At 73.0% G+C, this 22,625-nt stretch carries 16 protein-coding genes; 6 read left to right on the top strand and 10 right to left on the bottom strand.

Annotation, left to right across the window (positions count from 1 at the left end):
- Positions 1-32: 32 nt before the first annotated feature.
- Positions 33-782 (top strand): DNA-3-methyladenine glycosylase I, encoded by a 750-nt coding sequence (locus tag KVS67_RS00425; protein ID WP_145950654.1) that lies wholly within the window; start codon positions 33-35, stop codon positions 780-782.
- A gap of 63 nt (positions 783-845) precedes the next feature.
- Complete coding sequence (locus KVS67_RS00420) at positions 846-2,261, top strand: NAD-dependent succinate-semialdehyde dehydrogenase (protein WP_078026015.1); 1,416 nt, start codon at positions 846-848, stop codon at positions 2,259-2,261.
- Between the two features lie 54 nt (positions 2,262-2,315).
- On the opposite strand, the gene thpR is transcribed toward KVS67_RS00420, so the two are convergent.
- Both thpR and putP read right to left on the bottom strand, forming a co-directional pair.
- The gene (gene thpR / locus KVS67_RS00415; protein WP_134416572.1) at positions 2,316-2,909 is read right to left on the bottom strand and encodes an RNA 2',3'-cyclic phosphodiesterase; all 594 of its coding nucleotides are present in this window, start codon (positions 2,907-2,909) and stop codon (positions 2,316-2,318) included.
- Entirely contained in the window at positions 2,906-4,540 is a 1,635-nt protein-coding gene (putP, locus tag KVS67_RS00410; protein WP_217564675.1) for a sodium/proline symporter PutP, read from the bottom strand. The genes thpR and putP overlap by 4 nt, the downstream gene beginning before the upstream one ends.
- A 108-nt stretch (positions 4,541-4,648) precedes the next feature.
- Here putP and hrpA point away from each other — a divergent pair, with 108 nt between their 5' ends.
- The gene (gene hrpA, locus KVS67_RS00405; RefSeq protein WP_078026012.1) at positions 4,649-8,752 is read left to right on the top strand and encodes an ATP-dependent RNA helicase HrpA; all 4,104 of its coding nucleotides are present in this window, start codon (positions 4,649-4,651) and stop codon (positions 8,750-8,752) included.
- Between the two features lie 24 nt (positions 8,753-8,776).
- Here the strand turns inward: hrpA and KVS67_RS00400 are convergent, their stop codons facing one another.
- The gene (locus KVS67_RS00400) at positions 8,777-9,205 is read right to left on the bottom strand and encodes an HIT family protein (protein WP_036316605.1); all 429 of its coding nucleotides are present in this window, start codon (positions 9,203-9,205) and stop codon (positions 8,777-8,779) included.
- 44 nt (positions 9,206-9,249) lie between these two features.
- Positions 9,250-10,377, bottom strand: a complete 1,128-nt coding sequence (locus KVS67_RS00395) for a sulfurtransferase (protein ID WP_078026011.1) — start codon at positions 10,375-10,377, stop codon at positions 9,250-9,252.
- A 111-nt stretch (positions 10,378-10,488) separates the two neighbouring features.
- On the opposite strand from KVS67_RS00395, the gene KVS67_RS00390 reads away from it, so the two are divergent.
- Positions 10,489-10,935 (top strand): Fur family transcriptional regulator, encoded by a 447-nt coding sequence (locus tag KVS67_RS00390; protein ID WP_041104325.1) that lies wholly within the window; start codon positions 10,489-10,491, stop codon positions 10,933-10,935.
- 24 nt (positions 10,936-10,959) lie between these two features.
- On the opposite strand, the gene KVS67_RS00385 is transcribed toward KVS67_RS00390, so the two are convergent.
- The 6 genes from KVS67_RS00385 to KVS67_RS00360 form a co-directional block, all read right to left on the bottom strand.
- Entirely contained in the window at positions 10,960-11,778 is an 819-nt protein-coding gene (locus KVS67_RS00385) for a metal ABC transporter ATP-binding protein (RefSeq protein WP_217564673.1), read from the bottom strand.
- The gene (locus KVS67_RS00380) at positions 11,775-12,674 is read right to left on the bottom strand and encodes a metal ABC transporter permease (protein WP_041104321.1); all 900 of its coding nucleotides are present in this window, start codon (positions 12,672-12,674) and stop codon (positions 11,775-11,777) included. Before KVS67_RS00380 ends, KVS67_RS00385 begins: the two co-directional genes overlap by 4 nt.
- Positions 12,675-12,676: 2 nt before the next feature.
- A complete protein-coding gene (locus tag KVS67_RS00375; RefSeq protein ID WP_041104319.1) occupies positions 12,677-13,684 on the bottom strand; it encodes a metal ABC transporter substrate-binding protein in 1,008 nt (335 codons plus the stop codon).
- Between the two features lie 75 nt (positions 13,685-13,759).
- Complete coding sequence (locus KVS67_RS00370; protein ID WP_113913913.1) at positions 13,760-14,818, bottom strand: hemolysin family protein; 1,059 nt, start codon at positions 14,816-14,818, stop codon at positions 13,760-13,762.
- Positions 14,815-16,131, bottom strand: a complete 1,317-nt coding sequence (locus tag KVS67_RS00365) for a hemolysin family protein (RefSeq protein WP_102708347.1) — start codon at positions 16,129-16,131, stop codon at positions 14,815-14,817. The genes KVS67_RS00370 and KVS67_RS00365 overlap by 4 nt, the downstream gene beginning before the upstream one ends.
- Positions 16,132-16,315: 184 nt before the next feature.
- On the bottom strand, positions 16,316-17,797 hold the full coding sequence (locus KVS67_RS00360; RefSeq protein ID WP_049147194.1) for a GuaB1 family IMP dehydrogenase-related protein: 1,482 nt from the start codon (positions 17,795-17,797) through the stop codon (positions 16,316-16,318).
- A 200-nt stretch (positions 17,798-17,997) separates the two neighbouring features.
- On the opposite strand from KVS67_RS00360, the gene KVS67_RS00355 reads away from it, so the two are divergent.
- Positions 17,998-21,729 (top strand): multifunctional oxoglutarate decarboxylase/oxoglutarate dehydrogenase thiamine pyrophosphate-binding subunit/dihydrolipoyllysine-residue succinyltransferase subunit, encoded by a 3,732-nt coding sequence (locus KVS67_RS00355; protein WP_217564671.1) that lies wholly within the window; start codon positions 17,998-18,000, stop codon positions 21,727-21,729.
- Between the two features lie 76 nt (positions 21,730-21,805).
- On the top strand, positions 21,806-22,411 hold the full coding sequence (locus KVS67_RS00350) for a GDSL-type esterase/lipase family protein (RefSeq protein WP_004167659.1): 606 nt from the start codon (positions 21,806-21,808) through the stop codon (positions 22,409-22,411).
- The last annotated feature ends 214 nt before the right edge of the window (positions 22,412-22,625 follow it).

The following is a 22,625-nucleotide window of genomic DNA, read 5'->3' as shown; positions in this document are numbered from 1 at the left end:
GGATGTCCGGGGCCGCTCCTAGGCTCGGGTGCATGAGCGCGCACCACGCCGACGACGGCCTCCCCGCCCCCGTCTCCACCCCCGCCGAGGATCCACCGGCCGACGGGCGACAGGCACCGCCGAGTGGCGTCGTCGTGGGTGAGGACGGGCGGGCCCGCCCGCCGTGGGCGGCACGGGATCCGCTGCTGCGGGAGTACTACGACACGGAGTGGGGCCTGCCCGTCACGGACGAGCGGGGCCTGTTCGAGCGCCTCGTGCTCGAGGCGTTCCAGTCGGGCCTGAGCTGGCGGACCGTCCTGGCCAAGCGGCCCCGGTTCTGGGAGGTGTTCGCGGGCTTCGACGCGGACGCCGTCGCGGCGTTCGGGGACGCGGAAGTCGAGGCGTTGCTGTCAGACCCCGGCATCATCCGGAACCGGCGCAAGATCGAGGCCGCGATCGCGAACGCGAGGGCCGTCGTCGGGATGCGCGGCGAGCGGTTCGCCCCGCTGCACCCGGGCGCCCCCGGCGCGGGCCCGGCCTGGCACGGCGACGGCGACCGGCCGGCCCGCGGTCTGCCGGGGCTGGTCTGGGCGCACCAGCCTGCCGCGACCCCACGGCCGGAGACGGTGGCCCAGGTCCCCTCGACCTCGGACGAGTCGCGCGCGCTCGCGAGGGCGCTGAAGGCGCACGGCTGCCGATTCGTGGGGCCGACCACGTGCTTCGCCCTGCTGGAGGCCGCCGGGATCGTGGACACCCACCTTCTCGGCTCGTGGCGAAGAGGGGCGTCCGGGATCTGGGAGTGAGCGGGGGCCTCCGGCAGGATGGGGAGCTCAACGCAGGACGTCCACACGAAAGGGTGACGACTGATGACCACCACCTCCGCCTCTCAGGGCTACCGCACGATCAACCCGGCCACCGGGGAGCTGCTGAAGTCCTTCGACAACGCCACGGATCAGCAGATCGCCGACGCCCTCGACGCCTCGCAGGCCGCCTACGAGCAGTGGTCCCGGAAGTCGGTGGCCGAGCGCGCCGCCGTCGTGAAGCGGATCTCCGAGCTGCTGGCCGAGCGGTCCAAGGACATCGCCGCGGTGATCACCACGGAGATGGGCAAGTCCCTCGGCGCGGCGGTCGGCGAGGTGCGCTACGGCGCCCAGATCTTCGGGTACTACGCGGACGAGGCCGAGGAGCTGCTCGCGGACCAGCCGATCAAGCAGTTCTCCGGGCAGGAGGCGTTCGTCCAGCGGCTGCCGCTCGGCCCGCTGCTGGGGATCATGCCGTGGAACTTCCCGGTGTACCAGGTGGCCCGTTTCGTGGCGCCGAACCTCGTGCTCGGCAACACCATCCTGCTCAAGCACGCCGAGATCAACCCGCAGGTGGCGCAGCTGCTGGAAGAGCTCTTCACCGAGGCCGGACTGCCGGAGGGCGTGTACCAGAACGTGTTCGCCACCCACGACCAGATCTCCACGATCATCGCCGATCCGCGCGTGCAGGGCGTGTCCCTCACCGGTTCGGAGCGGGCCGGCGCCGCCGTCGCCGAGCAGGCCGGCCGGCACCTCAAGAAGGTCGTCCTCGAGCTCGGCGGCTCCGATCCGTACATCGTGCTCTCCGCGCCGGACGCCCGCGCCGCCGCCCGCGACGCACTGGCCACCCGGATGGGCAACTGGGGCCAGGCCTGCAACTCGAACAAGCGCATGATCGTCATGGAGGACCTCTACGACGACTTCGTGGACGAGCTGGTCCAGCGCTCCTCGGAGATGAAGCCCGGCGACCCGACCTCGCGCGACGCCGACGTCTACGGCCCGCTGTCCTCCGAGTCCGCGGCCGACGGGCTCGCCGAGCAGATCGCCGAGGCCAAGCAGGCCGGCGCCACCGTCCACGTGGGCGGCGAGCGCACCTCCGGCCCCGAGGGCGAGGGCTTCTACGTCTCCCCGGCCGTGATCACGGACGTGGACCAGGAGAACCCCGCCTACACGCAGGAGCTGTTCGGCATGGCCTCCGTGGTCTACAAGGTGTCCTCCGCCGAGGAGGCCGTGGCGCTGGCCAACGACTCCCAGTACGGTCTCGGCGGCGCCGTGTTCTCCACGGACCTGGACGAGGCCAAGCGCGTGGCCGACCAGCTCGAGGTGGGCATGGCGAACGTGAACCTCGCCTCCGCCGCCGGCGCGAATCTGCCCTTCGGCGGCGTGAAGCGCTCGGGCTTCGGCCGCGAGCTCGGCCCCCTGGCCCTGGACGAGTTCGCCAACAAGCGCCTGTACGCGGTGCAGGGCCCCCTGGAGGGCTGACCCGGGGCCGGGTCGGCCGGGCGGGTCTCCCGCTCCGGCCGGCCCGTCGGCCCCTCAGCCGCGCAGCGGGACGGTCGCCAGCACCTCGTGCAGCGGCCCGCCGGACCGGCCCTCGCCGAGCCGGGACGCCACGACCTCGACCTCGTCCGCGGTCCACTCCGGCCCGCGGTACACGGCGAGCGCGTGCACGGCCTCGGCCAGCAGGACGGTGGCCGGCGCCGGCGGACGGGGCTCGCCCCGCCTCCGACCCCGAGGTCGGGGCGCGGCGCCCGAGGCCCGCGCCACGGTGAGGTGGGCGCGCCGGCGGTCCCGGCCGTCGTCGTCGGCGAGCCAGGGCTCCGCCAGGAGCGCGCCGAGCTCCCGGACCTGCCCACCCACCCCCACCCAGAGCGTGCGGTGCGAGAACTCCCCCGCTCCGGCCAGGTGCAGGTCCAGCGGGCCATGTCCCGCCGCGATGCGGCCGGCGTCGGCGACGACGTCGTCCACGGCGCCGGCGGGCACCTCCGGGTGGAACGCCAGCGTCAGGTGCCGCTGCTCCGGCTCGGTCCAGCGCAGCGCGCGTCCGGCCCGGTCCCGGACGCCGTCGAGGGCCGGCTCGAGGTGGTCGAGCACGGCCCTCGGCGGACGGATCGCGAGGAAGAGCCTCACGCCTGCGCGCGCGGATCCGTGGCGGCTGCGGTCGAGCCCCCGGCGGCGTCCCGCGTCATGGCGGCCGGGGCCACGTCCGGGTGCGGCTCGCGGCCGGCCACGATGTCGATCGCGCCGGTGAACTCGGCGTCGATCCGCCGCTGCACCCGGCGCGAGCGCTGGGTCACGAGGGACACCACCACACCCATCACGAAGGCGGCGACGAAGCCCGGCAGCAGCTCGTACAGGCCGAACCACTCCCACGTCTCGGCACTGGCCTCGGACCACACCCAGGCGACGGCGGCGCCGGTGACCATGGCGGCCATCGCCCCCCACGAGGTGAACCGCGGCCAGTACAGGGCAAGCAGGATCACGGGGCCGAAGGCGGCGCCGAAGCCGGCCCACGCGAAGGAGACGAGCTCGAGCACGGAGGAGTCCGGGTTGAGGGCGAGCAGACCCGCCACGAGCGCCACCACCAGCACGCCGATGCGGCCGAGCCACAGGGTGAACGTCGGGGAACCGGTGCGCCCGCGCAGCATGTAGAGGTCCTCCACCAGGGCGGAGGAGCACACGATCAGCTGCGAGGAGAGCGTGGACATGATCGCGGCGAGGACGGCGGCCAGCACCAGGCCGGCCACGAACGGGTGGAACATGATCGAGGCCAGCACGAGGAACACGGTCTCCGGGTCCTCGAGCGTGGTGCCGGGGTTGGCCTGGAAGTAGGCGATGCCCACGAGGGCCACCATCACGGCGCCGAACACGGACAGCGCCATCCAGCCGATGCCGACGCGCCGGGCGACGGCCGCGTCGTGCGGGGTGCGCAGGGCCATGAAGCGGACGATGATGTGCGGCTGGCCGAAGTAGCCCAGGCCCCAGGCGAGGGAGGACAGGACGCCGATCAGCGTCGCGTTCTCGAACATCGAGAAGTGGTTCACTCCGCCGCCGGCGGCGTCGGCGGCGCGGATGCCCTCGACGACGGCGTCCCAGCCTCCCATGGTCAGGATCACGACGATGGGTACGGCCAGCAGCGAGAGGAACATGAGGACGCCCTGGGCCACATCCGTCAGCGAGGCGCCGAGGAAGCCGCCGAACAGGGTGTAGAGCACCGTGATGCCCGCGACCACGAGCATGCCGGTGAGGTAGTTGATGCTGATGCCCTGGGCGTAGAAGGACTCGGGGCCGAAGGTCGACTCGACGAACTTGCCGCCGGCCACCATGCCCGAGGAGACGTAGAAGGTGAAGAACACGAGGATGATCAGGCCGGCCACGATCCGCAGGATGTGCGTGCGGTCCTTGAACCGGTTCTCGAGGAAGGACGGGATCGTGATCGAGTTCCCGGCCACCTCGGTGTAGGAGCGCAGGCGGGGGGCGACCACGCGCCAGTTCACCCACGCGCCCACGGTCAGGCCGACCGCCATCCAGCCCTCGACCAGGCCCGCGGCGTAGATCGCGCCGGGCAGGCCCATCAGGAGCCAGCCGGACATGTCGGACGCACCCGCGGAGAGCGCCGCGACGGACGGCTTCATGTCGCGTCCGGCGAGCATGTAGTCGTCGAGGTCGGTGTTCTTGCGGGAGGCGTACAGGCCGATCGCGATCATCGCGAGGAAATAGAGGCCGATCGCCGCCAACAGGAAGACGGTGTTCGTGTCCATGGGCTCCAGAGAATCACATCCGGACTCTCAGCCCCAGTCCCAGGTCCGTCCCAGATTCGCCCCGTCCGGGTCGGCCCGGGCCCCCGCGCGCCTAGGATGGAGGCCGTCATGACGCAGACTCCCCCGCCCTCCACGCCCGCCGCGCAGCCGTCGGCGACGCCCCACGACGCCGTCGCGATCACGTTCCCCGAACACCTGCCGGTGGCGGAGCGTCGCGAGGAGATCATGGCCGCGATCCGCGACCATCAGGTGGTGATCGTCGCGGGCGAGACCGGCTCGGGCAAGACCACGCAGCTGCCGAAGATGTGCCTGGCCCTCGGGCTCGGGGAGGCCGGCTCGATCGGCCACACCCAGCCCCGGCGCATCGCCGCCCGCTCCGTGGCCGAGCGCATCGCGCAGGAGCTGGGCGAGGAGATCGGGCAGACGGTCGGCTACCAGGTCCGCTTCACGGCGCAGACCTCGAAGGCGACCCGGGTCAAGGTCATGACGGACGGCATCCTGCTGGCCGAGATCCCCCATGACCCGCAGCTGCGCCGCTACTCCGTGATCATCGTGGACGAGGCCCACGAGCGCAGCCTCAACATCGACTTCCTCCTGGGCTACCTGCGCAACCTGCTGCCCCAGCGCCCGGACCTGAAGGTGATCATCACCTCGGCCACCATCGACCCGGAGCGCTTCGCCCGACACTTCGGCCGGCCGCTGGCCGAGGGCGAGGACCATGCGGACGCGGTGGAGGCCGACGACGGCGGCCGCGTGGTCCCGGCGCCGATCATCGAGGTCTCGGGGCGCACCTACCCCGTCGAGATCCGCTACCGGCCGCTGACCGACGAGCCCTCCCCCGACGACCCCGAGGACGATGCGGACGACGCCGCCGAGACCCGCGACCCCCTCGACGCGATCGGCGACGCCGTCCTCGAGCTGGCCTCCGAGCCGCCGGGCGACATCCTCGTGTTCCTGCCGGGCGAGCGGGAGATCCGCGAGGCCGCGGACCACCTGACCGGCGTCGTCGCCGGCACCACGCGCCTGGCCGGCACGGAGATCCTGCCGCTGTTCGGCCGCCTGTCCATGGCGGAGCAGCACCGCGTGTTCGGCCGCGCCGGGGCCGGGGTGCGCCGGCGGATCGTGCTGGCCACGAACGTCGCCGAGACCTCCCTGACCGTGCCGGGCATCAAGTACGTGATCGACACGGGCACCGCGCGCATCTCGCGGTACTCGCACCGCACCAAGGTGCAGCGCCTGCCGATCGAGCGTGTCTCCCAGGCCAGCGCGAACCAGCGCTCGGGCCGGTCCGGCCGCACCTCGGACGGCATCGCGATCCGCCTGTACTCGGAGGAGGACTACCTCTCCCGCCCCGAGTTCACGGACCCGGAGATCCTGCGCACCTCCCTGGCCTCGGTGATCCTGCAGATGCTGTCCCTCGGTGTGGCCCGCACCCCGGGCGACGTCAAGGAGTTCCCCTTCGTCCAGCCCCCGGACGGCCGTCAGGTCACCGACGGCGCCACCACGCTCACCGAGCTCGGGGCGCTCGAGGCCGGCGGCGCCCGCGCGGGCACCATCACCCGGGTCGGACGCCGCCTGGCCCGTCTGCCGGTGGACCCCCGGCTGGGCCGCATGATCCTCGAGGCCGGTGAGCGCGGCTGCGTCCGGGAGGTCATGGTGATCGCCGCGGCCCTGACCATCCAGGACCCCCGCGAGCGCCCCACGGAGCAGCGTGAGGCCGCGGACGAGCTGCACCGCCGGTTCGCGGACGAGAACTCGGACTTCTCCGCGATCCTGAACCTGTGGGCCTACCTGCGCGAACGGCAGCAGGAGCTCTCCGGCTCCCAGTTCCGGAAGCTGTGCCGCCGCGAGCACATCAACTGGCTGCGCGTGCAGGAGTGGCAGGACCTGGTGCGCCAGCTGCGCCAGCTCGCCAAGGACGTGGGCCTCACCGTCGAGGCCGGACCCGTGGACCCGGTGGGCCGGCACGAGGCGGTGCACAAGTCCCTGCTCACCGGCCTGCTCGCGCAGATCGGCGCCTACGACGAGCGCCGTCGCGAGTACGCGGGCGCCCGCGGCACCCGTTTCGCCGTGTTCCCCGGCTCCGCCCTGTTCAAGAAGCGCCACCCGTTCGTCATGGCCGCCGAGCTCGTGGAGACCTCACGGCTGTGGGCGCGCACGGTGGCCCGGATCGAGCCGGAGTGGGCCGAGGAGGTCGCCGGCCACCTCGTCAAGCGGGCCTACAACGAGCCGCACTGGTCGCGGCGGGCGGGCTCCGTCGTCGCGCGCGAGAAGGTGACGCTGTTCGGCGTCACCCTGATCCCGGACCGCTCGGTCCGGTACGGCCGCATCGACCCGGAGCTCTCCCGCGAGCTGTTCATCCGGCACGCCCTCGTGGAGGGCGACTGGCGCACGCGCCACCGGTTCTTCGCCCGCAACCGGGCCGCGCTCGAGGAGGTCGACGCCCTCGAGACGCGCCTGCGCCGCCGCGACCTGCGGATCGGGGACGAGGACCTGTTCGCCTTCTACGACGCGCGGATCCCGGCGAACGTCGTCTCCGAGCGGCACTTCGACGCGTGGTGGAAGAAGGCGCGCCAGGAGCAGCCGGACCTGCTGGACCTCGACGTCGCCGCCCTGCTCACCGCCGACGCCGAGGACCTGGACACCGACGCGTTCCCCACCACGTTCTCGTATCCGATGCCCGGCGGCGACGTGGAGCTCGACCTCGAGTACACGTTCGACCCGACCGGCGCGGCCGGCACCGACGGCGTGACCGTGGCCGTGCCGATCCTGCTGCTCAACCAGGTCTCCCCCGGTCCCTTCGCATGGCTGGTCCCCGGCCTGCGGGTCGAGCTCGTCACCGCCCTCATCAAGGCGTTGCCCAAGGCGGTGCGCAAGAACCTCGTGCCCGCCCCGGACGTGGCCCAGCAGCTCGTGGCGGACCTCGAGGCCCACGCCGACCCGCTGCGGGACGAGCTGCCGGAGGCGCTGTCCGCGGCCGTGCGTCGGGTGCGCGGCGTGGTGGTGGAGCCCGGACTGTGGGCCCCGGACGCGGTGCCCCTGCACCTGCGGATGGACTACCGCGTCGTGGACGCCCGCGGCGCCGTGATGGGCGCCGGCCAGGACCTGCCCGCGCTGCAGGCCCGGCTCGCGCAGGCCAACCGCTCCGCGATCGCCGCCCGGCTCGCCGGCACCGACGACCCCGCCTCGGCCCGGCCGGGGCCGCGCGGCACGGGCCGCGGCGGCCGGGCCCAGGCCGACGCGCGGGCCGGGGCCGAGGGACGCCGTCGCCCGGAGGGCCCCGGGCGGTCCGGCGCGACGCCGGCCTTCGAGGAGCGGCACAGGCTGACCTCGTGGAGCATCGGCACGGTGCCGAAGACCGTCTCCACCGCGGCCGGGGCGCGCGGCCCCGCCATCACGGGCTACCCGAGCCTGGTGCCCGAGACCACGCCCGACGGCGGCCCCGCGGCCGGCCTGACCGTGGCCCGGTCCGCGGAGGACCAGGCGGCCTGGCACCGGGCCGGGGTGATCCGGCTGCTGCTGGCCACCCTGCCCAGCCCCCAGCGCTACGTGCTGGACCACCTGGACAACAGGGAGAAGCTCACCTTCACCCAGAACCCGCACGGCTCGGTGGACTCCCTCGTCGCGGACTGCACCCAGGCCGCCGTGGACCGTCTCGTCGGGGACGAGCTGCCGTTCGACGAGGCCGCGTTCCGCGCCCTGTTCGACCGGGTGCGGGCCGACCTGATCGACACGGTCTTCGCCGTCACGTCCCTGGTGGAGCAGGTGCTCTCCCGGGCCGCGCAGGTGCGACGCCGGCTCAAGGGCTCGGTCTCGCTCGCCCTCGCACCGGCGCTGTCGGACGTGAAGGCACACCTCGAGCAGCTCGTGTTCCCCGGCTTCGTGGCCGCCACGGGCTGGGAGCGGCTGCAGCACCTGCCGCGCTACCTGCAGGGCATGCTGACGCGCCTGGACCGGCTGGACGCCGGCGGCCACCTGCAGCGCGACGGGCAGCACATGGCGGTGGTGCAGGGGCTCGAGGACGAGTTCGACGCCGCGGTCGCGGCCCACCGCGCCCGGTTCGCGGGCACGCCCGTGCCCGCGGAGCTGGAGCGGGTGCGCTGGCTCATCGAGGAGCTGCGCGTCTCCTTCTTCGCCCAGGAGCTGGGCACGGCGGTCTCGGTCTCCGAGAAGCGGGTGCGTCAGGCGCTCGCCCGGGCCACGCGCGCCTGAGCCGGGCCCGGGCGGCGCGGGCCGTCAGTCCTGCGGGACGACCTCGCCGTGGCCCAGGTCCCGCAGGGCCGCGCGGAGGCGGGCGGCGGCGTCGTCCAGGTCCGCCGGATCGGGGGCGTTGTCCACGCGGGCCAGGTCGAAGTCGGCGAGCGAGGTGGAGGGCCACACGTGCACGTGCAGGTGCGGGATCTCATAGCCGGCGATCATGAGCCCCGCCCGGCGGGCGGAGAACGCCGCCACCTGCGCCTTGCCGATCTGCTGGGCGACCGTCGTCAGGTGCGTGACCAGCGCCGGGTCGACCTCCACCCATTCGTCCACCTCCGCACGGGGCACCACGAGCGCGTGCCCCGGCTGGAGCGGCGCGGCGGACAGGAACGCGACGCACGTCTGGTCCTGCCACACGAAGCGGGCGGGCAGCTCGCCGGCGATGATCCTGCTGAAGACGGTGGCCATGGGGGGTCCTCCTGGGGGTCGGCGGGGCGGGGCCCCGGGGCTCGTCAGTCCCGGCCGGACGCGCCGTCGGGCTCGGGGCCGACCGCGACGGCGTTGGACGGGTCCTGGACCCATGCTGACCACGAACCCGGGTAGAGCGCCACTCCGGGTCGCCCCGCGACGGCCAGGGTGAGCACGGCGTGCGCCGCGGTGATGCCCGAGCCGCAGTACACGGCCACGGGAGTGGCGTCGTCCACGCCGACGGCGTCGAACCGCTCCGCCAGCTCCGCGGCGGGCCGCAGGCGGCCGTCCTCGGCGATGCTCTCCGCCGTGGGCACGTTCCGCGCCCCGGGGATGTGCCCGGCCACGGGGTCGAAGGGCTCGACCTCCCCGCGGTACCGCTCGGCCGCCCGCGCGTCGAGGAGCAGACCGCCGGAGGCCATCGCCTCGGCGCCGGCCGTGTCCACGACGGGCATCCGGCCCCACGACGGCCGGGCGGTGCCGGGCACCGGGATGACCTCGCCGGGCTGCAGGGGCAGGCCCGCGGCGCGCCACGCCTCGAGGCCGCCGTCCAGGAGCATGGAGTCCCGCAGCCCCGCGTGGCGCAGCAGCCACCAGGCGCGCGCGGCGGACAGGCCGTGGTCGTCGTCGTAGACCACGATGGTGTCGCCCTCGTCGATCCCCCACATCCGCACGGTCTCCGCGAACTGGCGCGCGTCCGGCAGGGGGTGGCGCCCCGCCGCCGGACCGGCGTGGCCGGCGAGCTGGCTGGGCAGGGAGACGTAGACGGCGCCCGGCAGATGGCCCTGGAGATAGGCGGCGTGGTCGGGCCCGCCCGCCGTGGCCCGGAACCGGACGTCGAGCAGGATCACCCGGTTCGGGCGGCATCGGCCCGGCTGGGCGTAGGCCGGGCCCTCGGGCACCGGCGGCAGGTCCTCGACGGGGGCCAGGCCGAGCCAGCCGGCCAGCACGTCCACCGTCACCAGGGTGGGCGGCTCGGCGGCCTCGGGGTCGACGCCGTCGGTGTCCGCGTCCGGGTCGCCGCCGGCGTCATGGGACGAGGACGGGGCCGCCGTGGGCGCCGGGACGACGCGGGCCTGCCCCTCGTCGACGACGATCAGCGGGTCGGGTCGATCGGGGGCGGCGCCGTCGCGGTCCGGGACAGGGGATGGGTCCGGGGTCTCGCTGTGCACCCGGACACCTTACTCCACGCCCCCTTCGGCGTCGCTGATAACCTGGAGGATGGCCCGCGCGGACCTGTTCCGGACCGCGCGGAGGAGGCGGCAGCCGCCGCAGAAGGAGTCGTGAGCACCGTGAGCGCCCCCGAGCCCAGCCCCCGTGCCGCCCGTCCCCGGGCGACCCGGCAGAAGGCCGCCGTCGACCGAGCCCTGGACCGCATCCCGGACTTCGTGAGCGCGCAGGAGCTCCATGCCCGCCTCCAGGACCAGGGCGAACGCGTCTCGCTGGCCACCGTGTACCGGACCCTGCAGCAGCAGCTCGACGACGGGCTCGTGGACATGCTCCGCCGCGACGACGGCGAGACCGTGTACCGCCGGTGCGAGGACGAGGGCCACCATCACCACCTGGTGTGCCGGATCTGCTGGACCACCGTCGAGGTCACCGCCCCCCACGTCGAGGCGTGGGCCACCGCCGTCGCCGCGGAGCACGGCTTCACGGACGCGGACCACACGGTGGAGATCACCGGTGTCTGCGCCCGCTGCCGGACCGAGGGGCGCACCCGCGGGGCCTGACCATGACCATGGGCCGGGCCCCGGTCAGTGGCGGCGGCCGCCCGCGGGGTCGTCCAGGAAGTCCGCCGCGTCCTCGACCGCCGTGGAGGGCCCGTGCAGGGCGCCCCGGCCGTACGCGATGTCCAGGTTCTCGACCGTGAGCACGTCCCGCGGCGGGCCGGAGGCCACGACTCGCCCGCCCATCAGGACCACGTGGTCCGCCTCCGCGGCCTCGTCGAGATCGTGGGTCGTGTAGACCACGGACACCCCGCGCGTCGGCTCCTCGTGGAGGAGGTCGTCGATCGTGCGGGCGGAGACGATGTCGAGGCCCGTCATCGGCTCGTCCAGCAGCAGCACGTCGTGGTCCTGGGCGAGGCCCTGGGCCACGTAGGCGCGCTGGCGCTGGCCGCCGGAGAGCTGGTCGAGGTGCCGCCGCGCCAGGTCCGCGACCTGCATGCGCTCCATGGCGGCCCGCACGATGTCCCGGTCCTCCCTCCGGAACCGACGGAACCATCCGAGCGTGGGGTATCGGCCCATCCCGACGACGTCGCGCACCGTCACCGGCACGCCCTGGGGCACGCCGATGGACTGCATCACGAAGGAGGTGCGCTGCGAGCGCCGCCGCGGGTCCTCACCGAGCACCTCCAGCGCACCGGAGGCCGGGTCGCTCAGGCCCGCCAGGGCGGTCAGCAGCGTGGACTTGCCGGAGCCGTTGGGCCCGATCACCGCGATCAGCCGCCGGGCCGGCAGGGTGAAGTCGGAGGGTCGGACGGCCACGTGCGAGCCGTGGCGCAGTTCGAGCGCCCGGGCGACCGCGAGGGGAGGCGTGGTCGCCGCGGCGCCCGCGGGGAAGGACGCGTTCATCGGGGGGCCTCCGCTCCGGGCAGGGCCACGACCGGCGCCTCCTGCTCACGCTGCGCGCGCGAGCGCACGTGCCGGCCCAGGAGCGCCAGCACGGCGGCGCGGACGGCGAGCACCACGAAGAACAGCAGGATCGGCATGAGCGCCATGGTGGCCGAACCCGCCGTGCCCAGCCGGTAGCTGAGGGTGAGCCCGGTGACGACGCACGCCGCGCCGATCACGACGGAGACGAGCATCATCTGGGGCACGCTGCGCGTCAGCAGCGCCGCCGTCGCGGGCGGTCCCACGAGGAGGCCGAACACGAGCACCGTGCCCACCGCCTGGAACGAACCGATCACGGCCGCGCCGATCATCACCAGCAGCAGCGTGTGCGTCAGCCCCGGTCGCATGCCCAGCGAGCGCGCCTTGACCTCGGAGAAGCTCAGTGCCAGCAGGGGCCGGTAGAGCAGCAGGGCCAGGGCGATCACCACGACGGCGATGACCGCCTGGGTCACGATGCCGTCCACGCTGACCCCCAGCACATCGCCGAACAGGATCGACGTGAGCGATCCCGTGTAGGAGTCCGACTTGGAGATGATCACCACGCCCAGGGCCATCATCCCCACGAAGAGCAGGCCGATGGCGGTGTCCTCCTTGAGGGTGGTGGCCCGGTGCACCAGCGAGATGCCCGCCATCATGACGACGGCGGCCACCGCCGCACCGAGGTGGGGGCTGCCACCGGTGACGACCGCCAGGGCGATGCCCGGCAGGACACCGTGCACGAACGCGTCCCCGAAGAAGCTCATCCCGCGCAGCACCAGCCACGTGCCCACGACCGAGCACATCACCACGGCGATGAGTCCGCCGACGAGGGCGCGCTGCTGGAATCCCATCTGGAAGGGCTCGAGCAGCCAGTCCATCCTCAGCCCTCCAGCGCGTCGGCGAGGGTGCGGGCGTTGAGGAGCATGGCCTCGGCGTAGTCCGCCTCCGGGGTGTCCTTCGGGCCGACGCCGCCCTCGTAGACCTCGATGACCGGCAGGTCGCCGGCCTCCTCGGCCACGGTGTCCACGAGGCTGTTGCGCGCGCCCACGGACGTGATCACGGCGTCTGCGCCGCCGTCGCGGATGGACCGGGCGAGCTCGGCGATCTCCTGGGAGGAGGGCTCGCCGTCGGTGGAGCCGCCCGGGACGACGACGCCGGACACGGTGAAGTCGTAGGCCTCGCTGAAGTAGCCGTAGGCGTCGTGGTCCGTGACCAGCGTGCGGCGGTCCTCCGGGACCCCGGCGAGGATCTCCCGGACCTGCGTGTCCGTCTGCTCGAGCTCCCCGCGCACGGTCGCGCCGCACTCGGCGAACCTCTCGTCACCCCGCTCCTGGGCGAGCGTGTCGCCCATCAGCTCGGCGGCCCTCGCCATGCGGGCGACGTCCATCCAGACGTGCGGGTCCTCGGACCCGTGGTCATGGCCCTCGTGGCCCGCCCCCTCCTCGGCGTGGTCATGGCCGCCGAAGGGCAGCGGATCCAGCTGGGGCGCCACCTCGACGACGGTCGCGCCGTCCGCCTCGGCGTTGGCGAGGGCGGACTCCATGCCGCCCTCGAGGCCGAGGCCGTTGGAGAACACGAGGCCGGAGGAGACCATGTCCTTCACCTGCGCGGACGAGGCGGAGAAGTCGTGCGGATCATCCCCCGGGCCCATCACCGTGACGCTGCGGGCGTCGGCGCACGCGACCACGCGGTCGAGCACGGAGCCGAGCTGCGTCGTCGTGGCGACGGCCACGGGCGCGCCCGCGGCCGAGCCGGACCCGGCGGCAGCAGAGGCGCCCGCGGCCTGCTCGCCCGCGGAGTCGCCGCTGGTCCCGCCGCACGCGGCGAGGCTCAGGGTGAGCGCGGTGAGGGCCCCGGTCAGGGCGGGCAGACGACGGCGGCGGAGCATGGGGCGACCTCGTTCGTGTCGGGAGGATGTGTGAAATCGGTTCTCAACAGTAGCACCGCGCCGCCCGCGCGACGCTCATGCGGGCCGGAACCGACGTGGCGACTGCGTCACGTCGTTGATCTCCCCGACGAGCTCCTCGAGCACGTCCTCGAGGAAGAGGATGCCCGCGGTCTCGCCCTCGGGCGTGATGACCCGGGCGAGGTGGGAGCCCGTGCGCTGCATGAGCGCGAGTGCGTCCTCGACCTCGTCCTCGAGCCGCACGTTGGCCAGCGAGCGCACGCGCGTGAGCGGGATCGGCTCGTCGTACCCCGACGGGCCCACGGTGAGGACGTCCTTCAGGTGCAGGTAGCCGGTGTAGCCGCCGTCGGGGTCCTCGACCACGAACCGGGAGAAGCCCACGCGGCCCACGGTCCACTCGAAGTCGTGCGGCGTGATCCCCTCGGGGACGGTGACGACCCGCTCGAGCGGCACCATCACGTCCCCGGCCCGGTGGTCCGAGAACTCGAGGGCCGAGTGCAGCACGCCGGACTCGTCCTCCAGGGTGCCCGAGCGGGTGGACTCGGCCACGATCGACTGCACCTCCTCGAGCGTGTAGGAGGAGGCCACCTCGTCCTTCGGCTCGATGCGCAGGGCGTGCAGCACGAGGTTGGCCGTCCAGTTCAGCGCGGCCACGACGGGATGCAGCAGCTTCGAGAGCCACACGAGCGGCTGGGCCAGCAGCATCACGGCGCGGTCCGCGAACGAGACGGCGGCGTTCTTGGGCACCATCTCGCCCAGGGTCACGTGCAGGAAGGTGACCACCAGCAGCGCGAGCACGAAGGCGGTCACGTCCGCCGCCGCGGACGGGACCCCGAGGGCGGCCATCGGGACGACGAGCAGGTGGTGCAGCGCCGGCTCGGACACGTTGAGGATGAGCAGGGAGCACACCGTGATGCCGAGCTGGCAGACGGCCAGCATCTGGGAGACGTGCTCCATCGCGTAGAGCGCCACCTGGGCCTGGCGGGAGCCGGCCTCGGCCCTCGGCTCGATCTGCGCCCGACGGGCGCCCATGACGGCGAACTCGCCCGCCACGAAGAAGGCGTTGGCGGCCAACAGGACCACCAGCCACAGCAGTCCGACGACGTCCCCGTTCATGCGCGCGTCTCCTCGTCCTCAGCGGCCGGGTCGAAGCGCACGCGCTCGATGCGGCGGCCGTCCATCCGCTCGACCGTCAGGGTGCCGCCGTCCACATCCACCACGTCCCCGACCTCCGCCAGGCGCCCCAGTCGGGCCAGGATGTACCCGCCGACGGTCTCGTAGGCCCCGTCCTCCGGCACCACGAGGCCCGGGATCTGGGTCCGCACCTCGTCGGGCCGCAGCTCCGCCGGGAAGTACCAGCGGCCGGAGGCCGTCTGCAGGACCCCCGGGGTGACTCGGTCGTGCTCGTCCGCGACCTCGCCGACGATCTCCTCCACCACGTCCTCGAGCGTGACCACCCCGGCGGTGCCCCCGTACTCGTCCACGACGACGGCCATCTGCAGGTTCGCGTCGCGCAGCTCGGCCAGCAGCTGGTCCAGGTGCACGGTCTCCGGCACGCGGATGACCTCCGTCATCAGCGCACCGGCCTCGAGGTCGGCGCGGCGCTCCCGCGGCACGGCCACGACCTTCTTCACGTGCACCACGCCGCGGATGTCGTCCGAGGAGTCGCCGATCACGGGGAACCGGGAGTAGCCGGTGCTGCGGGCCAGGTCCAGGACCTCGGGCAGAGCCTGGTCCTCCCTCACCGTCTCCACGCGGATGCGCGGGGTCATCACGTCCGCGGCGGTGCGGTCCGCGAAGCGCAGCGTCCGGTCCAGGAACGTGGCGGTCTGCGCGTCGAGCGTGCCCAGCTGCGCCGAGCGGCGGACCAGCGAGGAGAGCTCCTCGGGGCTGCGGGCGCCGGAGATCTCCTCCTTGGCCTCGATGCCCACGCGGGCCAGCACGCCGTTGGAGAACCCGTTCAGGACCAGGATCGCCGGCTTGAACACCGTGCTGAACACGAGCTGGGGCCGGGCGAGTGCGCGGCCGATCGCCATGGGCTCGGCGATGGACAGGTTCTTGGGGATCAGCTCGCCGAGGAGCATCGAGAGCAGGGTCGCCACGACCATCGCGACGACGAGCGAGACGGTGCCCACCACGCCGGCCGGCAGCCCCACCTGGAGCAGCAGCGGGTCGATGAGCCGGCTGATCGCCGGGTCCATCACGTATCCGGTGAGCAGTGTGGTCAGGGTGATGCCCAGCTGGCACGCGGAGAGCTGGGTCGAGAGTGACTTGAGACAGCGCAGCAGGGGCTCGGCGCCGCGGTCACCCGCGTCCACCATCCGCTGCACGGTCGGCACGTCGATCGCGATCATGGCGAACTCGACGGCCACGAAGAACCCGGTGCCCACGATCAGGACCAGGCCGAGGATCAGCAGGAGCCACTCCACCCGACCTCACCCCCTCGACGGCGGGCCGGGCGGCGGTGCGGGGCACCGGGACTGGAAGGCTCCGATCCGGCCGCGTCCGCGTGGGCGGACGAGCGGTCTGGCACACAGGTGTCAGGGTGATCCATAGTCCGCCCAGTATAGGGGCGTCAGGCCCCGGCGGAACGAGCAGGGGCATGCGGCCGCCTCACCACGACGAGGCGACCGGCCGGCCCTCCTCGTAGCCCGCCGCGGACTGCAGGCCGACGACGGCGCGCTCACGGAACTCCGCCAGGTCGTGGGCGCCGGCGTAGGTCAGCGACGAGCGCACACCGGACGTGATGGTGTCCAGCAGGTCCTCCACCGAGGGGCGGCGCGGGTCCACGTACATGCGCGAGGAGGAGATGCCCTCCTCGAACATCGCCTTGCGGGCCTTGGTGAAGGCGTCCTCGTGGCGGGTGCGGTGCTGGACCGCGCGGGCCGAGGCCATGCCGAAGCTCTCCTTGTACCGCCGACCGTCCGGACCGTGCACGAGGTCGCCCGGAGACTCGAGCGTCCCCGCGAACCACGAGCCGATCATCACCGAGCTGGCTCCGGCGGCCAGCGCGAGCGCCACGTCCCGCGGGTGCTTCACCCCGCCGTCCGCCCACACGCGTGCCCCGAGCTCGCGGGCCGCGGCGGCGCACTCCAGGACCGCCGAGAACTGGGGCCGGCCCACCGCGGTCTGCATGCGCGTGGTGCACATCGCGCCCGGTCCCACGCCCACCTTGACGATGTCCGCGCCGGCCGCGACCAGGTCCCGGACGCCGTCGCCGGAGACGACGTTGCCGGCCACCACGGGCACGCCGGGGTCGAGGGCCCGCACGGCGGCGAGCGCGTCCAGCATGGTCCGCTGATGACCGTGCGCGGTGTCCACGACGAGCACGTCGACGCCGGCCTCGACCAGGACGGCGGCCTTCTCCCCCACCGCCCCGTTGATGCCGACGGCGGCGCCGACGCGGAGCCGTCCGTCGTCGTCGAGACCGGGCGTGAACAAGGACGAGCGCAGCAGGCCCGCCGCGGTGACGACCCCGCGCAGCACGGGGGCGGCGGTGCCCACCGCCGGGTCCACGACGGGGGCCATCTCCTGGTGCGCGGCGTGCAGGCGCTCGAAGGCCGCCCGCAGCGCGTCCTTGTCCGGGGCGCCGTCCGTGCCGCCGAGCTCGGCGAGCGTGAGGGTCACCACCGGAGGGTGCATGACGGAGGCGGCCGAGGTGAAGCGGTCCACGTCCTCGCAGTCCTGGGGGCGGACCACGCCGAGCAGCCCGCCGTGCGCGTCCACCACGCAGACGGCCCCGTGGTTGCGGCGGTCCACGAGGTGGAGCAGGTCCAGCACCGTGTCCTGCGGGCCGACGGTCAGGGCGGTGTCCGCCACGGGGTGGGCCGCCTTCACCCGACGCACGACGTCCCGGATCACGTCCGCCGGGATGTCCTGCGGCAGGATCCCGAGACCGCCGCGCCGGGCCATGGTCTCGACCATCCGGCGCCCGGTGACGGCGGTCATGTTGGCGGAGACCAGGGGGATGGTGGCGCCCGTGCCGTCATCCGGGGCGATGTCCACGTCCATGCGACTGGCGACGTCCGAGTGTGAGGGCACGAGGAAGACGTCGTTGTACGTCAGGTCGACGGCCGGGTCGGTGAGGAAGCGCATGGCGTCAGTCTCCCAGACGAGGCGGACGCCGTGAGGCCCCCGCGCGTCCGCCGGGAGCGGAGTCGAGCCGAGGCCGCGGCATTCCGACCGGGGGCGTCGAAGAACTATGATGTCTCGAGGCGTTCCCGGCCCCACGCGCGCCGCGCGGGTGGCCCGGCGCAGCACATCGCATCCCAAGGCTCAGGAAGAGGCGTTACACAGTGCCAGAACTCACGTCGGACCGGCTCGCACAGGAGTTCCCGGGGAACGAACGGCTGGTGGCCGAGATCTACCGGAAGTACCGCGAGGACTCCGGTTCCGTGGACCGGCAGTGGGCACAGATCTTCGCCCGTCTCGAGGCCAGCGCCCCCGCCGCCGAGGCCGAGCCGAAGGCCGCCGCCAAGACCGAGCCGAAGACCGCCGCCAAGGCCGAGCCGAAGGCCACCGCCAAGGTGACCGAGCCGAAGGCGGCGACCGCCCCGGCCCGGGGTGCGCAGCCCAAGGAGACCTCGGTCAGCACCGGCCCCAAGCCCAAGAAGACCCCGGCGGCCCAGGCCGTGCCCTCCGAGCCCGCCGACACCGCCACCACCACCGCGGACGAGAAGCAGGAGAAGGCCACCGTCCTCAAGGGCATGGCCAAGGCCGTGGCCACGAACATGGACGCCTCCCTATCCATGCCCACCGCCACCACCGTGCGCGACCTGCCGGCCAAGGTGCTGATCGACAACCGCGTGGTCATCAACAGCCACCTGGCCCGCACCCGCGGCGGCAAGGTCTCCTTCACCCACTTCATCGGCTACGCCGTGGTCCGCGCGCTCGCGGCCATGCCCTCGATGAACGTGACCTACGAGGAGCGCGACGGCAAGCCCACCATGGTGGAGCCGGCCCACGTGAACTTCGGCCTGGCCATCGACCTGCCCCGCCCGGACGGCACCCGCGCGCTCGTGGTCCCCAACGTCAAGGCCGCCGAGACCCTCGACTTCCGCGGCTTCTGGAAGGCGTACGACGACCTCGTCCAGCGCGCCCGCAAGAACAAGCTGACGATGGACGACTACGCCGGCACCACGGTCTCCCTGACCAACCCGGGCGGTATCGGCACCGTGCACTCGGTGCCCCGCCTGTCCCAGGGCCAGGCCGCCATCATCGGCGTCGGCGCGCTGACCTATCCGGCCGCCTTCCAGGGCGCCGCCGAGTCCACGCTGCACGACCTGGCGATCTCCAAGACGATCACGCTGACCTCCACGTACGACCACCGCGTGATCCAGGGCGCCGGCTCCGGCGAGTTCCTGAAGATCGTGCACGGCCTCCTGCTGGGCGAGGACGGCTTCTACGACGAGGTCTTCCACTCCCTGCGCATCCCCTACGAGCCCGTCCGCTGGGCCCAGGACGTGCAGGTGAACCCGGAGGAGCAGATCGGCAAGGTCGCCCGCATCCAGCAGCTCATCCACGCGTACCGGGACCGCGGCCACCTGCTGGCCAACGTGGACCCGCTCGAGTACTCGATGGCCTACCACCCGGACCTCGACATCCGCGAGCACGGGCTGACCCTGTGGGACCTGGACCGCAAGTGGCCCACCGGCGGCTTCGGCGGGGCGGGCAGCCTGACGCTGCGCAAGATCCTCGGCGTGCTGCGTGACGCGTACTGCCGCACCATCGGCGTCGAGTACATGCACATCCAGGACCCGGCCGAGCGCGCCTGGTTCCAGGAGAAGCTCGAGCAGCCGTACGCCAAGCCCACCCGCGAGGAGCAGCTGCGCATCCTGGGCCGACTCAACGCCGCGGAGGCGTTCGAGACGTTCCTGCAGACCAAGTACATCGGCCAGAAGCGCTTCTCCCTGGAGGGCGGCGAGTCCCTCATCCCGCTGCTGGACGGCATCCTCGGCGACGCCGCCGACGCCGGGCTGGACGAGGTCGCCATCGGCATGGCGCACCGCGGTCGCCTGAACGTGCTGACCAACATCGCCGGCAAGACCTACAGCCAGGTCTTCCGCGAGTTCGAGGGGGCCACCCCGGGCGGCGCCTCGGGCTCGGGCGACGTGAAGTACCACATGGGCACCGAGGGCACCTTCGTGTCCGACGCCGGCAACAGCACCCGCGTGTACCTCGCCGCCAACCCCTCGCACCTGGAGGCCGTGGACCCGGTCCTCGAGGGCGTCGTGCGTGCCAAGCAGGACCGCCTCGATCTGGGTGGCCAGCGCCCGGACTCCTTCTCCGTGCTGCCGATCCTCGTGCACGGCGACGCGGCCTTCGCGGGCCAGGGCGTCGTGACCGAGGTCCTGCAGCTCTCGCAGCTGCCCGGCTACCGCACCGGCGGCACGATCCACGTGGTCGTGAACAACCAGGTGGGCTTCACCACGCCGCCGACCCAGGCGCGCTCCGCGGTGTACTCCACCGACGTGGCCAAGACCATCCAGGCCCCGATCTTCCACGTCAACGGCGACGAGCCGGAGTCCGTGGTGCACGTGGCCCAGCTCGCCTTCGAGTACCGCCAGCGGTTCAACAAGGACGTCGTCATCGACCTCGTCTGCTACCGCCGCCGCGGCCACAACGAGGGCGACGACCCGTCGATGACGCAGCCGCGCATGTACAACCTCATCGAGCAGAAGCGCTCCACCCGCAAGCTGTACGTCGAGTCCCTCGTGGGCCGCGGCGACATCACGCAGGAGGAGGCGGACAGCGCCCTGAAGGACTACCAGCAGCAGCTGGAGCGGGTCTTCGCGGAGACCCACGAGGACGCGCCCGCCTCCGGCGGGGAGGGCCTCCGCCCGGCCGAGGACCGGGACGCGGCCCCGGAGGCGCCGGCGTCCACGGCCATCTCGGCCGAGACGCTGCGGGCCATCGGGCAGGCGCACATCGACGTGCCCGAGGGCTTTACGGTCCACCCCAAGCTCGCGGCCCTGCTCGAGCGCCGCGCCAAGATGGCCGTCGACGGCGGCATCGACTGGGGCTTCGCCGAGCTGGCGGCCTTCGGCTCGCTGCTCATGGAGCGCGTGCCGGTCCGCCTGGCGGGCCAGGACTCCCAGCGCGGCACCTTCACGCAGCGCCACTCGGTGTTCCACGACCGGATCACCGGCGACACGTGGGCGCCGCTGAGGCACCTCTCCGAGGACCAGGCGAAGTTCTGGGTCTACAACTCGCTGCTGTCCGAGTACGCCGCCCTCGGCTTCGAGTACGGCTACTCCGTGGAGCGCTCCGACGCCCTCGTGCTGTGGGAGGCCCAGTTCGGCGACTTCGTGAACGGCGCGCAGACGATCATCGACGAGTTCATCTCCTCGGCCGATCAGAAGTGGTCGCAGACCTCGTCCGTGGTCCTGCTCCTCCCCCACGGCTACGAGGGACAGGGGCCGGACCACTCCTCCGCCCGCATCGAGCGCTTCCTGCAGATGTGCGCCGAGGACAACATGCGCGTGGTCAACCCCTCCACGGGCGCGAACCACTTCCACCTGCTGCGCGAGCACGCCTACGCCCGCCCGCGTCGGCCCCTCATCGTGTTCACCCCGAAGCAGCTGCTGCGCCTCAAGGCCGCCGCGAACTCGGTGGAGGACTTCACCGAGGGCGGCTTCCAGCCGGTCATCCCGGACGCCGGGGTGGACGCCAAGGACGTCACGCGCGTGCTGCTGGTCTCCGGCCGGCTGTACTACGACCTGCTCGCCCGCCGCCAGAAGTCCGGTGACACCTCCACTGCGATCGTGCGGGTGGAGCAGCTCTACCCGCTGCCGCTCGACGAGATCCGCACGGCGCTCCGCGCCTACCCGGTCGCCGACGTCACCTGGGTGCAGGACGAGCCCGCGAACCAGGGCCCGTGGCCGTTCATGGCACTGAACCTCGTGCCGCAGCTCGACGTCCCCGTGACCCTCGTGTCCCGCCCGGCCTCGGCCGCGACCTCCGCGGGCACCAAGGGCCGCCACGACCAGGAGCTCAGCACGCTGCTGGACGCCGCCTTCGGCCGCTGACCCGGACCGACCCTGCGCCGCCGCCGCACCCTCCGGTGCGGCGGCGGCGCCGGATCGGCCGACGAAAGGACACACTGTGCACAACCGCCGGATCCGGATCGCCGCCGTCGGCGACCAGCTGCTGGCCGGTGCGGGCGACGCCCGCGCCATCGGCTGGTGGGGCCGCGTGCTCGCCCGCACCCAGGCCCCCGACGTGGAGCTGGAGAACTACGTGCTGGCCGTGCCGCACGAGACCACCGAGGACCTCAACGAGCGCTGGTGGGGCGAGGCCTCGCGGCGCTTCTCCGAGGAGACGGAGAACCGCCTCGTCGTGGCCCTGTCCGACGCGGACCTGGACCTGGAGGCCACCTCGACCGCCCGCTCGCGGCTGAACCTGGCCAACGTCCTGGACACCGCCTCGCAGCGGAACATCCCGGTGCTCGTGGTGGGCCCCACGCCCACCCTGGACGAGCAGCGCAACGCCCGGCTCGCCGAGCTCAACGCCGCCTACCTGGATGTGGCCGACCGGCGCAACCACGTGTACGTGGACACGTTCACCCCGCTGGTGGGCCACGAGCAGTGGCGCTCGGACCTGGCCTCCGGCCAGGGCCGGCCGGGCCAGGCGGGCCACGGGCTCATCGCGTGGCTCGTGCTGCATCGGGGCTGGTACCAGTGGCTCGGTCTGCCCGAGCCCACGGCCTGATGTGACAGAATGGACCACCGACCGACTCGTTGAAGGGAGACGTCATGAGCAAGCGTGCACGCAAGCGTCGCGACCGCCGCAGGAACGGCGCCAACCACGGCAAGCGTCCCAACGCCTGATCCGCTGATCGGCGTCGCGGACCGGCCGGGTGCCACCCGGCGACCGCAGAGACCACGAAGGGCCGTCCCCTCAGGGGACGGCCCTTCGTCATCGT

Origin of the sequence: Micrococcus sp. GbtcB5 (genome assembly GCF_019091605.1) — a bacterium.
GTDB classification, from domain to species: domain Bacteria; phylum Actinomycetota; class Actinomycetes; order Actinomycetales; family Micrococcaceae; genus Micrococcus; species Micrococcus luteus.
Note: the sequence above shows the minus strand (reverse complement) of the source record. Positions and strands in the feature narration are given on the sequence as shown.